Source organism: Cohnella sp. (genome assembly GCF_041641335.1).
Lineage (GTDB): Bacteria > Bacillota > Bacilli > Paenibacillales > Paenibacillaceae > Cohnella.
This window is the reverse complement of sequence record NZ_JBEPYQ010000004.1, coordinates 1-14,270: the sequence shown is the minus strand read 5'-3', so window position 1 is coordinate 14,270 and position 14,270 is coordinate 1. Positions and strand designations below refer to the sequence as shown.

The following is a 14,270-nucleotide window of genomic DNA, read 5'->3' as shown; positions in this document are numbered from 1 at the left end:
CCGTTATCCTCATCATGTTTTGGCTTTTCCGATTGGACGAGTCTGAATATCGATCTCTGGCGGATGGACTCTTATGTCGAATTTCACTCTGGATTTCGGAGCGACGTCGATTGCGACTTCGACCTTGCTTCTTCTCATGTAGTCTTCATACGCCTGTCTTCCAAAAATGTTAGGCTTTGACGGGTTTCTTAAATCTCCCGCCTCGTCCCCTTGCCGTACATTGACAATCAACTCCTGTGCGAATTCGGCCTCCATTTTCTTATCCATCTCTCGTTGATAAGTAGAAGGCCTCAACAATCCCAATTCGTCCCACACTTGCCTCCAATCCGTCCGCATCTCTGCCGAACGATTCCGAATTTCAAGTTTCGCGGGGACATGCGACGCATCGACCTCTGCTTTTGGAATAATCGTGCGAACAGGATTGGGCTTAGGAATTCCGAGAGGAGGCCCGGAAGTGATTCCCTGTATGATCAACACCTCCTAAATGCTGAGAAGAGGTTTTATGCCGATACTAACTGCTACCGAATAAAATCAATTAATGAAAGCTGACTTATCCTCGCTCCCGTTGACAATGCAGCCTGGAGCACGTTTTCCTGAATTTTCAGCTGCATAATCGCTTCGGGCATGTCCACATCGGCGACCTTGCCTCTAAGCTCCTTCAGAGAAACTTGTTCATCTAGAATCCGATTTTCGACAAGATCGAATCGGTTGGCACGTGCCCCGATCTCGGCCCATGTCTTTGCTATTTTATCCGCTGCAATATCAAACCTATCCATATCGGCCAGAATTGAATCCTGATCGTTGGCTTCCAGATGCGCGATGGTATCGTCCAGTATTTTGAAGGTGTTCTCCGCATCGCCTGCAGCTCCGAATATCTCCTCTCCAGTCAAACTGACCGGAACGGTAACAGAGGGACTTACGTTCAGGAAATACACTCCTGAATCGGTCGCGTCGTTAGCCGCAGTGGCTGAATTATAAGGAGCTTGGTCAGTCTTCTGTCCATTAAACAGATAACGACCGTTATATGTGCTGTTCCCGATCAGGACCAACTGCTCACGCAACTGCTTCATCTCCGCCGCAATCGTAGCGCGAGCATCTTCAGGAATCGTGCCGGTCGAAGCTTGCTGAGTAATCAACTTGGCTCTTTTCAGAACATCGTTCGCCTGCTGCATTAACGAATCCATCGTTTTCAGAATTCCGCTGCCGGTTCTCGTATTCTCCAAGTACTCTTCGCTTCGGCTCAGTTCCGTATCGTACCTCATCTGATAGCTGATTCCGACCGGGTCGTCTCCCGGACGATGAATTCTCTGTCCAGTCGCCAATTTATTCTGCCAATCCTGGATACCTGAATTCATGTTTCGCAGATTGCCGAGCAGTTGTGTCGTTTTCATCATACTAGTTACGCGCATCGCTGTTTATTCCTCCTTATCTGCCCACTAATCCCATTTGGTTAATAACCCGATCAAGCATCTCGTCCACCATAGTCATGTTGCGAGCAGCCGCATTATAAGCGTGCTGAAATTTGATCATGTCCGCCATTTCCTCATCCAGAGAAACTCCGCTGACGGATTGACGTCTGATATTTACGGAATCCACCAGTTGTTGCTGATTTTGCATCGAACGCTCTGCATTGGCCGCTCTGGTCCCAAGATCGCTTGTTACCGCCCGGAAATAATCATCCGTTGTGCCCGACGAAAGATTAGTCAAGTTGGACGGATAGTTAAATACGTTATCCCTCAACTTGGCAAGAGCATGCGCGACATCGCTGTTGCCCTTAATCGTAGAATTTACGCCACCATTTATATCGTATTTAGCCGAAGCCGCAATTAGATTAGTATTATTTTGGATTGCAGGATTAACTCGGATATTCAAAATATTGAAGGTGTTGGAACCGTCTGAAGTGACAAAAAACGGAATTCCCGAGGTAGCGGGGTCAGAATAGCTGTAACCTAATTGGTGCACTCCGTTAAATCCGTTAACGACGAACTGTGCCGAAGAAGCAATGCGGGAACCTGTGGGAATCAATGTTCCGGCCGTAATTACAGTGCCGTTTTCAAGCGTAACATCGTTAACGGCCGTCATATCCGAATTGGTTACATATCCATTCGGGAGCGTAACCGTCAACTCGCCTTGAACAAGGGTGTTGATCATCGCATTCAGTTGGTTGGTAATGATTTCGACCTCACTGCGAGACTGGACATAGCCGTGCAGTTGGCCCCCGGTTGCGGCTTCTGCATCCGCATTAGTCAGAAGAGTAAATTCGTCTCCATTTACGACTTCAATGCCGGCAGCCAGAATCGTTACATTGCCATCGGGAGATTCAGCCGCTTGAACGTCAACAAGCTTCGAGAGCTTATCGATCAGAAGATCTCTTTGATCGCGGTAGTCGTTGGCATTATCGCCGAATGCTTCCGTTCGCCTAATGAAGGCGTTCAGTTGCGATATCCCTTCCGTAATAACATTGATTTCATTAACCTTCGCCGCAATGTTGCTGTCTAAATCCGCGCTCACATTAGCCAAAGATTGTCCCATGTGCTGCAAAGTATCGGCAAAATTGACCGCGGAACCGACGACGTCAATTCTCGCGCTAAGAAGCGTCGGATCGCGATTCAGAACTTCCCACGAATTCCAAAACTTATTCATAACCGCACTCAAGCCTGTGGTTGAGGGCTCATTAACAATCCCTTCGATCATGCCGATCGTACTGCTTCTGATCTCCCAGGAAGCCAGCATCTGGTTCTCTCTTCTGTACTGCTGGTCCAGGAAACTTTCTCTGACTCGAGTAATCGAATCATACTGAACGCCGGTTCCGATCTGTCCGGGATTGACGCTGCGCGTCATGCTCATCGTTTCGAGAGGACGGGTTGCGGACATGTTTACCCGTTGACGGGAGTACCCTTCCGTAGATGCGTTCGCGATATTGTGTCCAAGCGTAGTCAGTGCCGTGGTCTGGGTCAGTACCGCCCTCTTGCTCGTCTCCAAACCATGAAAAGTAGATCTCATATGCTATATCCCTCCGTTGATCTCCCAAGAGAACATAACTTTCCTCTCGGCTAAGCTCGGGTATCGAAATAGGAATTGCGTTTGGCGTGCGATGCGCTGAGTCCCGGATTCTGATAAACCATTTCGTCCTCGGGGCTCCCCACTAACAAATCAAGGGAATGATTCACGATATCCAATGCCTGACGCACGAGCTGCTGGTTCGTTTCGTTCAACTGCCGTAAAATTCGAACCCGCCCGGAGAGTTCCGTCGAGACGGATTGCAAAGCTTGTTTTTGCGCCAGCGACGTACAATGCTTAACGACATCCTCAAGCCGCATATTGGGGTCAGCCTTAACGCCTGCTTCCTGCTGAAATGCGATCAACGCTTGCTTTCTCGCTTGATCGGCGGACGTCAATGACTTAATGACCTTGGACTCTTGCGATAGCGTCTGGGTAAGGTCGTTCAATTGATTGCCGATGACTTGCTCCTTCTTCCTTTCGCCAAGCTCAATGAGATTGGCGTACAGAGCATTCATCTGCTGCAACGAATCCATAAGAGGTTGAAAAGTCACCCGTCATCCTCCGATCGTTAGGATTTAAAAAAGGGAAGAAGCTTCTCGATGATGAGCTTATCTTCCACGTAGTAGTTGCCGGTTGCCACTTCGTTCTTCAGCTGTTCTATGCGTTTCGCCCTGTCCGGGTCGGAAACAGGCTGTCTCGAATTAAGAAGCTCCATAGCCTCCGCCGAAAATTGCACCTCGTCCTTCCGACGCTTGCCGGAAACTTGGTTGGCGCGAATATCCGATTGCTGTTGATAAGTGCGATAAGCGCCAATGCGCTGGGTATCATTTATTTTCACGACGATCACCTCAATAAATAAAAAGACCGATAATATCTATCCCTATTATCGGTCAGCTCATATGAAATGTTTAGTCGTTGCGGTTAATTATCGCGATCGCGAAGACGGTCGCCGATCTGGTAGGCGCCCCTCTGCCGCTCTTCGTCGGAATTGTACCTCGCACCGGGCGGCGAAGTGGCGTTTCTCACGTCGCGCGTAAGCCGCTTCTTACAGGTCTCGCACAGATGTCCTTCGCGAATAAGCGTACCGCACGACTCGCACGGGTAGGACAGGTTAGGAGCATCCATCAGCGAAATCCGGCCCTCGCGAACCCATCTCGTAATCTGCTTGATGCTAATCTCCGTCTCCTCGGACAGCTGCTGGATATCCATGCCTCTATTCTTACGCAGATGCTCCGCGCATCGCTCGTAATCTTTCTCCAACTCTTGGTGACAATTGTTGCATACCTCGCGGAAGCTTTTGGAAAACAGCTTGCCGCATTTCGGACAGTAGGTTAAATTCACGTAATCATCCCCCCATCTCCGACATCAATCGACTCTAATTGCCTAAATTATACTAGAAAAGACAAGCATCCGCCAGTTACTTCGTTCGTCATGCGGAAGCCGTCGGTTTGACCGCCGGCGTATCGGTGCGTTTGGGCTCCGAATAAGCCGCTTTAAGCTGGTTCGGCACACTGCCGAACAGCAGCCAGGACCACCCGGTCAGCCGGCTCAGCGCAGTAACGGCAACCCAGGAAATCGACAGAGCGAGCAGGAAGCCGCCGGCATACCAGGCATGATGGACGAGCGTACTGCCGCCGGAGAGCGGAAATTGCCGATAGACGAGCAAGATCAGCGGATGCACCAGGTACACCCCGAACGAGACGATCCCCAGATGACGCAGCCGTCCGACCCAGAACGAAGTGTTCATTTTCCCGCCGATCAGGAAAGCGATCTGCATCAATACCAGCGGGGTGATCATCGTATAGAGGTCCCAAATTCCATCGTATAGCGCATTGTGATACCTTGTCTGGTACATTCGCGCATTGTAGAACATCGTGACGTAGGTGATGCCCGAACCGAGCCAGACCGCCCATAGAACGATCCACGCGGCCACTTTCGTTTTCGTTATATTTTCCTTGGCGATGATCAGCCAGCCCTTGATCCGATCGAAGTAGATGCCCAGCCATGCCCCGAGAAAATAATGCCCGAAGTAAGACAAGGACCAGCTGCCCCGGTTCGTCACTTGCCAGTATTCGCGATTAAGCAGGAAGAACGCCCATTGCAGTCCGACTCCGATTAAGATCGCAGACGCCGCCAGCCATTTGTACTTTTTCATCAACAGCAACAACACCGGGAACAACACGTATAACTGGATGCTGATAAACACAAAATACAAATGCGTATAGGCCTGCCCCTGCGCTACTTTGCTCCAGAAGCTCGGCCACATCTGCGACAGATCCCAGGCGAATCCGTTCTGATACCATCTCAACACGAAGTACAACAGCGAGAACAACAAATAAGGAACCACAATATACATCAGCCGATTGCGATAAAACTTCTTGAACCGCTGAACCGTGAGCGGCTGAGGGTAATAGTTGTAGAACAGCACGAAGCTGCTGAGCAGAATAAACGAAGTCGTGCCGATTTTAGAAAAAATGTTCAAGAAATTATAAAGCCCATAAAGGGAGGTATGCTTCATATCTACCGTCGCGAACGAGGTGGAGTGCACCATGAGCACGCCTAGAATCGCAATGCCGCGTACGATATCGATTTCGTTTAATTTAGCTCGACGTTCCATGTCTCCTCCTTTGGGACAGGCATTATTTGGATTGATTTTAACCGAAGTCATCCTATCATAGCATAAGGCGAACGTTGTCGAAAAGCGAGTTTCGATGGAATCTCTCGCGTTTTCTGCTAGGAACGCGCCCAGAGCAGACCGTAGATCCGGCTGTCCCCTTGCGGTTCGGAGGCCTGTCTCAGGACGCGAGCGCACTCGTCGAGCGTGCTTCCGGTCGTGTACACATCGTCCAACAAGACGATATTCCCGGAAAATGAAGCTGTTGAGACGGCTGTGAAATTGCCTCTCATGTCGACGACGCGGCTGCGACGGGTTTTGAGACTTTGTTTCTCGGTGTGACGAAGACGATGCAGAAGAGGCCGATACGACATTCCATACCATTCGGCCAATCGGCAGGCCAAACGCTCCGCTTGATTAAAGCCTCGCTCTCTTAACCTCTCGGGGGCCAGCGGAACGGCGGTAATGATAGGGAACGAAGCTTGGGATGTCGCGGCCAGCAGACGCTCCAATGCGAATGCCAGCATGGCGGCCAAAATCGTCTCGACACCTTCGTTGCCCCGGTATTTGTAGAGGGCAAGCCAGTCCTTCATCGCATCGGTATAGCGAACCGCGCAACGACTGATTTCGTAGAAGCGTTCCGCCCTGCGGATGCAATCCTCGCACGATTCCGCCCGTCCGCAGACAGGGCAGACGGGATGCGCGATCCAAGGAATCGCTTTCCGGCATAGACCGCATAGAGAGGCCAGCGCCTGTTTCGGCGCCGGGTGCCTGATCGGAATCGGCACTGCAGCAGCTGCACTCGCGCCCTGGCTCGCATCCCGGCCGCAGATTGGACATTCGCGCTTTGTCGAGGCAAACCAGGAGCCAACATTTAATCGCATTCGTTAATCACTCCTATTTGGACGAGGTATGGGCTGGAAAAGTTACGCTTTTCGACTTAGTGAGGGCGGGTCGGCTTTCAGCATGCTTCTCTCTGGGCAATAGTATGGCGGGCTAGTCGGCTTTCAAATAACCCTTTCGTCTTGCGGCAGCATTCATCGTCCGGATTTGTCGGATCGAGTTCCGTTGTGACCGTGTCCATTCCGGAGCGCCGTAATAGACGAATCCGAACGGGTCGTCTCCCGAACGTCCCGCCCTTCCCGCCATCTGTACGAGCGAAGCCGCGTCGAACAACGAATTATGGGCGTCGAGAATGAATACGTCGCTGCGAGGAATCGTGACGCCCCGTTCCAGAATCGTCGTTGTGACAAGGAGCTGGACGGTCTTATCGCGGAAAGCAACGACCTTTTCTCCTCGTTCTTCGTCCGGGGACGAGGTTCCGGCGATAGCGCTGCCGGGTAGACCAAGGCTCTTCGCCTGATTGCGAATCAGTCGAACCATCGGCTCAACTTGCTTAACATAAGGCACGAACAGGAACACTTGAGCGCCGCGACCAACGGATCGGCGAATCGGTTGCAGCAGTCTTTGCGGGATTGTCTGTTTGGCGAGTATTTGATACACGGACGGCAGCTTCAGTCTGGCGGGAACCGGCAACGGATGGCGATGGTAGCGAACCGGAACCCTTGCATACGCCAGCCTCCCGCGTGATGCCTCACGCTGCAAGGCTGCCGGAGGCGTAGCGCTGAGGTAGACGGTTCGGCCATCGGGCTTTCCGCATTTGGCGGCGGCATAATGAAGCATCGGGTCGTTATGATAAGGGAAAGCATCCAACTCGTCGATAAGCACGAGGTCGAAAGCCCCTTGAAAACGGAGAAGCTGATGGGTAGTCGCCAGCGTAAGCTCCCCTTCCCGCCAGCGATCCGGGCTCCCTCCGTACAGGACGGCAATATTTCGGTCCGGGAACGCCTTGGCCAATCTTGGCGCCAGCTCCAGCACAACGTCCCGTCTCGGCGTCGCCACCAGCGCTCGGCCCCCTTTTGAGAGCACCGAATCGAGCAGCGGAAAAATCATCTCCGTCTTGCCCGCTCCCGTAACGGCCCAGAGCAGAAACGACCGGCCCCTGGAAGCCGGTGGAGCTTCCAGGAAGGCGAGGGCTTGAGCGGCAGCGTCACTCTGTGCGGGACTGAGTCCCCAGCGCCCGATGAGACGCTGCTGGACGGTCTCAGAATGGGAGGACTGGGAAGTGAAACGTTCAGAGATGATGGGCATGTCTAAGTGATGCGCAAAGCCTGCAGTAGAACCTCGTGCTGAGTGCGTAGGGTTGACGGCGGATTCATAGGTCGAACTCGCAGGGTTGGTGGCGGTTAGAAATACTGAGCTAGAAAAGCCGGCGGTCGGCACGCCGATGACGAGCAGCTCGCATTCGCGGCTGCGCCCCATCGTCAAGCAAGCCTCGCAATACGCGCAGGCTTGCCTCCCGCACGCGGCGCAAGCCGTGCGCCGCAGCTTATCCGCGCTGCCGCAGCGCCGGCAGCGCAACATCTGGGCGCGGCCGCCCGCCCCGCCGCGCCCCCACAACAGCCGAGCGCGCCGCAGCGCCCGCTCGGCCCAACCCGGCAGCCCCGCCGACGCGGGGGCTGCCACTGCATCGGGGGCCACGGCAGCCGTCAGCTGCACGGCCCCCAAGAGCGCCGCGAGCTGCAGCGCAGCAAACGCGGAGACGCCCAAGCTGCCCGGCAGCTCGGCGTCCAACAGCTGCTGCGCTTCCTCGCGGAGCAGCGAACGGCCGGCCAAAAGCGCGGCCGCCTTTCCTGCCGCTTCGAGCAGGCGCGGCTCCGCTCCCGCCCCCTCTCTCAGCTTAATTCTCTCCATCTCACCCGCATACTCGGGAGATTCCGTTCCACTCGCCCATTCCTCCTCGAACATTTGACACAGCCGTTCCGCCTCACCCAATGGAATCTCCTCGCGTAGACGAACAATCTCACTTACTCTGTCATTCCAATATTTCCGATCCGTCTCCCAGTCGATCGAGATCAGCGCCTTCTGCCCGCTCTCAGTCCGAACGGCATATAAAACAACCTTCATCTATCTCCCCTCCTCCAGTTCGAATACTTACCCTTCCATCGTTCCCCACGTTAGCGTCGTCTCTCCCCACTCCAACAACACAAAAAAACACACCCCAGCCTATACGGCGATTCGAGGTGTGCTTCACCTTGATTTATCTTGCTAGAACCGACTAATGAACCGATTCCTTGAGCTTACTGATCTGATCGGCAGACAATCCGGTCACTTCTCCCACCATGGCCGGATCAAGTCCCTTGGCCAGCATTTTTGCAGCAATTTCCTCTTTGCTTTTCAACACGCCTTCTTCTCTACCTTGTTCCAATCCTTGTTTCAGACCCTTCTCCAGCCCGATCTTCTCCCAGGACGTCATCCATTCCATCATCGCAACCTCCTCATTCAGGTTAGTTCGATCTATTTTCTTGAGCAGTTGCTCGTTCTCGGAAGTCGTTAATTGTAAATAAGTTTCGAAAAATACGGTCAGCAGCTTCATCCGGGCAGGATCCAACCGCAGACGAGTCACCATGCGAAGAAATTCAAACTTTACCGTAACGCGTTCCTTTTTATTATATCCCATACTGCTCAAAAGCGCAGCAGCCACCGGATTGTCGGTCCGAACGAATCGGCGCCAGCTTTTCTTACGCAACTGAATCGCATAATATCGGAAGGTCATCACCTTCAGAAACGGAAACGACCAACCGAACCGACTTGGTTCCTTCTCCTGCCTCGTGTGGCTGAAAACCGCTATTGGAAGAATACGTCTGCGATACTTCTCGTACAGCTTGCTGGAATAGAGGAACATCCTCTCAGGGAAATCCTCTTGATAGTAAGACTGCGGCTCCAGATGGATAATAATCAGCGTTTCAGCCTCCCGTCCAGCCTCCATCTCCCCTCCCTCCAGCAACATCGTTTCCACAGCCAGATCGACCCGTTCAGTCGTTCCCCCGACCAGATCGGAGAATACTTCCTCGGACAGAAACTTTACATGCCCATAATTGATAACCGCCGACACCTTGGGATAAAACAACTCCATAAACTCTTTGAAAAAAGTCTGCAAAAGCTCCTTGTACAACCGATCGTGATCTACATTCATCCCCTCGCCCCTCCCCCCGCCGCCGGAACGCCAAAAAACAGAAAAGCCGCCCATTCCCCATCCGGAGAAAGAGCGGCGTGTGCTTCACGGCCGAGCTTGCTTTTTTTACATCGTAACACGTTGAGGGCAGCGAATCAATCCGTTGTTCCCATCCAGCTATCTTCCCTCTTACAAAGGCAACCGCCGCACATCCTCCTGACGATCCAACTCCACCCACACCACGCGCGAATCGGCCGCGAGCGATCCGACCGGTTCAACTCCCCGATCGCGAGCCCTTTCATCTATCCGTCTACCGCTTTCCGAACGATCCCGCCTCACCCAGTCGATGCCCGAATCCTTACGGGCCATACGCTCCAAAATCGGCCCCGTCTCATCCGTAGACCGATCAAGCACGACCGTTATTCCGATCTCCGTTCCCGTCCTTCTCGAAAAAAGCTGAATCGCCCGGATATACCCTTCAATCTGCATTTGATGATTTCCCGCGACCAGCACATAATGGCGATGTCCGTCTCCGGAGCTTCGACGAATGATACAGTGCGCGAATGCCGCGGCCGCAACGTACAAACCGACGATCCATAACAGCTCGGGAAGCATGGCGGCTCCTCCTTTGCCATGAAGGTAAGCGACGGCTGACCCCGCGCCGGACCATCCGCTCCAGCCCATTTGCCGTCTACTCGTTCCACAATATATGCCGCCCGGCAGGAGAGGGTTCCGATGCCCCAAATCTGTGCAGACGGGAACCAGTACCTTTCTTGAATGCCGGCGTTATGCCTAAGGCAGAAAATTGCTTCGCAACGATTTGTGCCCAAAGAAGTTGCTTCGACCCGTTCGTCAGTACCACACGAACGATTGATTACGCAATTGTCACCTCAGCAAGAACACTTGATCGCATGCCCCATAAACGTTAATATAGAGTTATACAATTGAACCTTGGGTGGGCATAGTTTCCCTTCGAAAGGAGGTGAAACTATGGAAGTTAAAGACGCAATCCTCATAGATGATCGCTTTTTCAACCTTTGTCATTGCTCTTTTAACATACATCGGGAATAACTACAAGAGAAAGTAAAAACCCACCCCAAGGTTCGCGCCGAAGGTGGGTTTTTTGATCCTTTTCAACTCAGAAGGGACATCCCGTCCAAGCCAATTGTATAGGCCGAGTGTTACCAGCACTCGGTCTTTCTATTGCGATTTTACCATATGCCATACAGATTCAACAAGTGGGGTACTGCTGCTCCGTCAAGATGATCATCCGAAATAGCGAGCCCCCCCTTTCTCCTGTTCTTGTTTGCAAGCGGTTGAACGAAAAGCCCAAAGAGGGCTACAACAGCCCGCCATCGGCAACCTGCCACAGCCCCCAAACCCGCGTCCGACGCGGCCTTACGCCTTGCCCTCTTCCCCCGTCGCCACTGGATTCCCCTCATACGTAATCCAATCGCTCCAACTCCCCCTTATGTCCTATGTCGCGGCGTTTGTCCCCGCGCCAAATCAGGGGCTCGCCCACTATTTCTTCCACTTTCTTTCCCGGAACTGGCCGGGCGTAACGCCTTCCTCCTTGCGGAACGAACGAATGAAATTTTGCGGATTGTTGTAACGCAGCCGGGCCGCAATATCCTTGATGGTCACGTCGGTCTCGGTCAGCCACTTCTTCGCCATGTTGAAACGGTACGCCGTCAAATATTCGCTGAACGAGCTATTCGTCTCCTTGCGGAAAACGCTGCTTAAGTAGTTCGCGTTATAGTTAAGCCTCGAAGCGCAATCCTCCAAGGTGAGGTCGGTATCGTAAAAACGATGCACCAAATCGATGATTTTCTCCGAGATGTTATGATACTGCGCTTCTTGGCGATCCCGGAAAATCCGAATCATCGGATAGACGATGCTCGTCCAGAACCAATCCTCGATTTCCGGCACTGTGCTCAACCGCGGCGTAGCCGAAATCATCGATACGTACGTCTATTCCGTCGGCTTGCAGCAAGGCAAATTCAGCTATAGCGCCGCGATCGGCTTATTCAAGTCCCTGATCGGGCTCATCTTGGTCATGCTCGCGAATAGGCTGGCGAAAAAATTCGGCGAAGAAGGCGTCTATTAAGAGGAGGTTGCCGTATGGTACAAGATCGAACGCTCGGCAGCCGACTGTTCGGCGTCGTTAACTTCACGCTTCTGGCGATTGTCGCCCTGGCCACGGTGCTGCCTTTCCTTCACGTCGTCGCGGGTTCGTTCACGACTAGCGCGGAGATCGCTGCCCATAAATTCGTTCTGATCCCTAAGGTTTGGAGCATCGAGGCTTATCGCTTCATCTTCTCGACGAATACGATCTTCCGGGCGATTGCCGTATCCATCGGCGTCACGGCGATCGGCACGCTGTTCAGCATGCTGATCTCGTCCATGATGGCCTACGGGCTGGCGCGCAAAGATCTTGACGGACGCAGAGTCATCATGTTCCTGGTCGTCTTCACGATGCTGTTCCAAGGCGGGCTTATTCCGACGTTCCTCGTCGTGAAGGAAATCGGCTTGGTGGATAAATACGCAGCGCTCGTGCTGCCGCTGGCGATCAGCGCGTTCAATATGATCATCCTGCGCAACTTTTTCCAGAACATCCCTGAAGGACTTGAGGAGTCGGCCAAGATCGACGGCTGCAACGACATCGGCATCTTCTTCCGGATCGTGCTGCCGCTCTCGATGCCCGTCATCGCGACCGTCTCGCTCTTCTACGCCGTCACTTACTGGAATACGTATTTAAGCGCGATTTTGTACTTGAACGATAGCAAGATGTGGCCGATCCAAGTCCTGCTGCGGCAGATCGTCGTACTCGCGAGCGGCTTCGACGCCGGGGCGAGCCTCGACGGGGAAGTGCCGCCGCCGGACCAAGCGGTGAAGATGGCGGTCATCGTCGTATCGACATTACCGATTCTGATCGTGTATCCGTTCCTGCAGAAGCATTTTGCCAAAGGCGCGCTGGTCGGTTCGATCAAAGGATAGTTTGACTAAAGAGATTGGGATGGATGGTGGAGCCTGCATGAGCAAAAAAGCGATACAACACCCGAGAACGCCTTTGGAATGGGCGCAAGCCATCTGCAAGTCCGTGATGGATACGCACGCGCCGGGGGAGCTTCCGCCCGCGCATCGTTGGCACTATCATCAAGGCGTGTTTCTGTGCGGGATGGAGATGCTCGCGGAGAGATCCGGCGACGAGCGGTATGACGAGTATTTTCGCGGCTACGTCGACGATCTGGTAGACGAGTACGGCAACTTCTATTTCGCGAGAGACGAATTGGACGCGATCCAAGCCGGGTTGCTGCTGTTTCGGCTGCATGAACGGACGGGCTTGCCGAAATATCGCATCGCTGCGGATAAGCTGCGGGATCTGTTCCGCACGTTCAATCGCACGTCGGAGGGCGGTTACTGGCACAAGGACAAATATCCGTATCAAATGTGGCTGGACGGCTTGTATATGGGAGGCGTCTTCGCGCTGAAATACGCGAACGCCTTCGGCGAGCCTTCGCTCCACGAAATGGTGCTGCACCAAGAGAGCCTGATGCGCAAGCATATGAAGGACAATCGTACCGGGCTGCTCTACCACGCCTGGGATGAAAGCCGCCAGATTCCTTGGGCGAACCCTGACACCGGCTGCTCGCCGGAATTTTGGGGCCGATCGCTCGGCTGGTACGGACTTGCGTTAGCCGAATTCCTAGAGCTGCTGCCTGCGGATTCCGAAGGTTATCGGGCGCTGGCTGCCGCGCAGCAACAATTCATTCATGCGCTGATCCGCTATCAGGATCCGGCCAGCGGCTTGTGGTACCAGGTCGTGGATAAAGGCCATCAACTCGACAACTGGCTGGAAACCTCGTGTACCTGCCTGTTCGTATACGCGATTGCCAAGTCGATCCGGCAAGGCATCGTCGGAACCGAATGCCTGGATGCCGTCCAACGCGGATACGCTGGACTAATCGAGCGATTGAAGCAGGACGAGCATGGCAGACTGGCACTGCCCGATATTTGCATCGGCACGTCCGCGGGCGACTATGAAAATTACGTCAGCCGTCCGACCAGCTCCAACGACTTGCATGGCGTAGGCGCATTCGTCATGGCTTGCGTGGAAGCCGATCGATTGCTGGCAATCGGCAGTTAAAGCGGGCGATCTGGCCCGCGCCGGGCGAATAGCGGTCTGCCAGACCGTTAAAGCGGGTGATCTGGCCCGTGCCGGGCAGATAACGGTCTGCCAGACCGTTAAAGCGGGCGATCTGGCCCGCGCCGGGCAGCTAACGGTCTGCCAGACCGTTAAAGCGGGCGAGCTGGCCCCAAGCGGGCAGATAGCGGTCTGCCAGACCGTTAAAGCGGGCGATCTGGTCCGAGCCGGGCAGATAACGGCCTGCCAGACCGTTAAAGCGGGCGATCTGGCTCGAGCCGGGCGAATAACGGTCTGCCAGACCGTTAATGCGGGCGATCTGGCCCGAGCCGGGCAGCTAACGGTCTGCCAGACCGTTAATGCGGGCGATCTGGCCCGAGCCCGGCAGCTAACGGTCTGCGTGGAGCTAGAATAAAAAGTGGACACCTCATAAGAGCAGACAGATAATGAATACAACAAGAAAATGAGGTGTCCGGTATGGGGGAGCAAAGACA

General features: G+C 53.7%; 14 protein-coding genes and 2 pseudogenes. 4 read left to right on the top strand and 12 right to left on the bottom strand.

The features are described 5' to 3' along the window. Window positions 1-12: 12 nt before the first annotated feature. The 11 genes from ACESLM_RS02000 to ACESLM_RS01950 form a co-directional block, all read right to left on the bottom strand. Complete coding sequence (locus ACESLM_RS02000; RefSeq protein WP_372629508.1) at window positions 13-474, bottom strand: DUF6470 family protein; 462 nt, start codon at window positions 472-474, stop codon at window positions 13-15. A gap of 44 nt (window positions 475-518) precedes the next feature. After that, the gene (gene flgL, locus ACESLM_RS01995) at window positions 519-1,409 is read right to left on the bottom strand and encodes a flagellar hook-associated protein FlgL (protein ID WP_372629506.1); all 891 of its coding nucleotides are present in this window, start codon (window positions 1,407-1,409) and stop codon (window positions 519-521) included. Between the two features lie 16 nt (window positions 1,410-1,425). Further along, the gene (gene flgK, locus ACESLM_RS01990) at window positions 1,426-3,003 is read right to left on the bottom strand and encodes a flagellar hook-associated protein FlgK (protein WP_372629504.1); all 1,578 of its coding nucleotides are present in this window, start codon (window positions 3,001-3,003) and stop codon (window positions 1,426-1,428) included. Window positions 3,004-3,053: 50 nt separating this feature from the next. Then, complete coding sequence (locus ACESLM_RS01985; RefSeq protein ID WP_372629503.1) at window positions 3,054-3,554, bottom strand: flagellar protein FlgN; 501 nt, start codon at window positions 3,552-3,554, stop codon at window positions 3,054-3,056. Window positions 3,555-3,571: 17 nt separating this feature from the next. Beyond that, window positions 3,572-3,841, bottom strand: coding sequence for a flagellar biosynthesis anti-sigma factor FlgM (locus ACESLM_RS01980; RefSeq protein WP_372629501.1), 270 nt, complete (start codon window positions 3,839-3,841; stop codon window positions 3,572-3,574). A gap of 83 nt (window positions 3,842-3,924) precedes the next feature. Next, complete coding sequence (locus tag ACESLM_RS01975) at window positions 3,925-4,344, bottom strand: flagellar protein (RefSeq protein ID WP_372629499.1); 420 nt, start codon at window positions 4,342-4,344, stop codon at window positions 3,925-3,927. Window positions 4,345-4,432: 88 nt separating this feature from the next. Beyond that, window positions 4,433-5,620 carry an acyltransferase gene (locus ACESLM_RS01970; protein WP_372629497.1) on the bottom strand — a complete coding sequence of 396 codons (1,188 nt, stop codon included), beginning with the start codon at window positions 5,618-5,620 and terminating at the stop codon, window positions 4,433-4,435. A gap of 116 nt (window positions 5,621-5,736) precedes the next feature. Continuing rightward, a complete protein-coding gene (locus tag ACESLM_RS01965) occupies window positions 5,737-6,501 on the bottom strand; it encodes a ComF family protein (RefSeq protein ID WP_372629495.1) in 765 nt (254 codons plus the stop codon). 112 nt (window positions 6,502-6,613) lie between these two features. Beyond that, the gene (locus tag ACESLM_RS01960; RefSeq protein ID WP_372629493.1) at window positions 6,614-8,584 is read right to left on the bottom strand and encodes an ATP-dependent helicase ComFA; all 1,971 of its coding nucleotides are present in this window, start codon (window positions 8,582-8,584) and stop codon (window positions 6,614-6,616) included. A gap of 151 nt (window positions 8,585-8,735) precedes the next feature. Continuing rightward, window positions 8,736-9,707 (bottom strand): RpnC/YadD family protein, encoded by a 972-nt coding sequence (locus tag ACESLM_RS01955; protein ID WP_372629491.1) that lies wholly within the window; start codon window positions 9,705-9,707, stop codon window positions 8,736-8,738. A 114-nt stretch (window positions 9,708-9,821) separates the two neighbouring features. Next, complete coding sequence (locus ACESLM_RS01950; protein WP_372629489.1) at window positions 9,822-10,247, bottom strand: hypothetical protein; 426 nt, start codon at window positions 10,245-10,247, stop codon at window positions 9,822-9,824. Window positions 10,248-10,650: 403 nt separating this feature from the next. Here ACESLM_RS01950 and ACESLM_RS01945 point away from each other — a divergent pair, with 403 nt between their 5' ends. Then, window positions 10,651-10,719, top strand: a complete 69-nt coding sequence (locus ACESLM_RS01945; protein WP_372629671.1) for a putative holin-like toxin — start codon at window positions 10,651-10,653, stop codon at window positions 10,717-10,719. Window positions 10,720-11,153: 434 nt separating this feature from the next. Here the strand turns inward: ACESLM_RS01945 and ACESLM_RS01940 are convergent. Further along, window positions 11,154-11,570: pseudogene (locus ACESLM_RS01940) on the bottom strand (helix-turn-helix domain-containing protein); the annotation flags it as partial. Here ACESLM_RS01940 and ACESLM_RS01935 point away from each other — a divergent pair. The 3 genes and pseudogenes from ACESLM_RS01935 to ACESLM_RS01925 form a co-directional block, all read left to right on the top strand. Beyond that, window positions 11,569-11,739 (top strand): annotated as a pseudogene (locus ACESLM_RS01935) (sugar ABC transporter permease); the annotation flags it as partial. The pseudogenes ACESLM_RS01940 and ACESLM_RS01935 overlap by 2 nt on opposite strands. A 14-nt stretch (window positions 11,740-11,753) precedes the next feature. Next, window positions 11,754-12,629 carry a carbohydrate ABC transporter permease gene (locus tag ACESLM_RS01930; RefSeq protein ID WP_372629487.1) on the top strand — a complete coding sequence of 292 codons (876 nt, stop codon included), beginning with the start codon at window positions 11,754-11,756 and terminating at the stop codon, window positions 12,627-12,629. Between the two features lie 37 nt (window positions 12,630-12,666). Next, window positions 12,667-13,779 (top strand): glycoside hydrolase family 88/105 protein, encoded by a 1,113-nt coding sequence (locus ACESLM_RS01925; RefSeq protein ID WP_372629484.1) that lies wholly within the window; start codon window positions 12,667-12,669, stop codon window positions 13,777-13,779. Window positions 13,780-14,270: the final 491 nt, after the last annotated feature.

What these genes read in the sequence shown, in the direction of transcription:
- flgK (WP_372629504.1), bottom strand. Translation starts at nt 3,003, where the DNA reads ATGAGATCTACTTTTCATGGTTTGGAGACGAGCAAGAGGGCGGTACTG.
- ACESLM_RS01960 (WP_372629493.1), bottom strand. Translation starts at nt 8,584, where the DNA reads ATGAAGGTTGTTTTATATGCCGTTCGGACTGAGAGCGGGCAGAAGGCG.
- ACESLM_RS01955 (WP_372629491.1), bottom strand. Translation starts at nt 9,707, where the DNA reads ATGGGCGGCTTTTCTGTTTTTTGGCGTTCCGGCGGCGGGGGGAGGGGC.
- ACESLM_RS01925 (WP_372629484.1), top strand. Translation starts at nt 12,667, where the DNA reads ATGAGCAAAAAAGCGATACAACACCCGAGAACGCCTTTGGAATGGGCG.
- flgL (WP_372629506.1), bottom strand. Translation starts at nt 1,409, where the DNA reads ATGCGCGTAACTAGTATGATGAAAACGACACAACTGCTCGGCAATCTG.
- ACESLM_RS01950 (WP_372629489.1), bottom strand. Translation starts at nt 10,247, where the DNA reads ATGCTTCCCGAGCTGTTATGGATCGTCGGTTTGTACGTTGCGGCCGCG.
- ACESLM_RS01930 (WP_372629487.1), top strand. Translation starts at nt 11,754, where the DNA reads ATGGTACAAGATCGAACGCTCGGCAGCCGACTGTTCGGCGTCGTTAAC.
- ACESLM_RS01965 (WP_372629495.1), bottom strand. Translation starts at nt 6,501, where the DNA reads ATGCGATTAAATGTTGGCTCCTGGTTTGCCTCGACAAAGCGCGAATGT.
- ACESLM_RS01970 (WP_372629497.1), bottom strand. Translation starts at nt 5,620, where the DNA reads ATGGAACGTCGAGCTAAATTAAACGAAATCGATATCGTACGCGGCATT.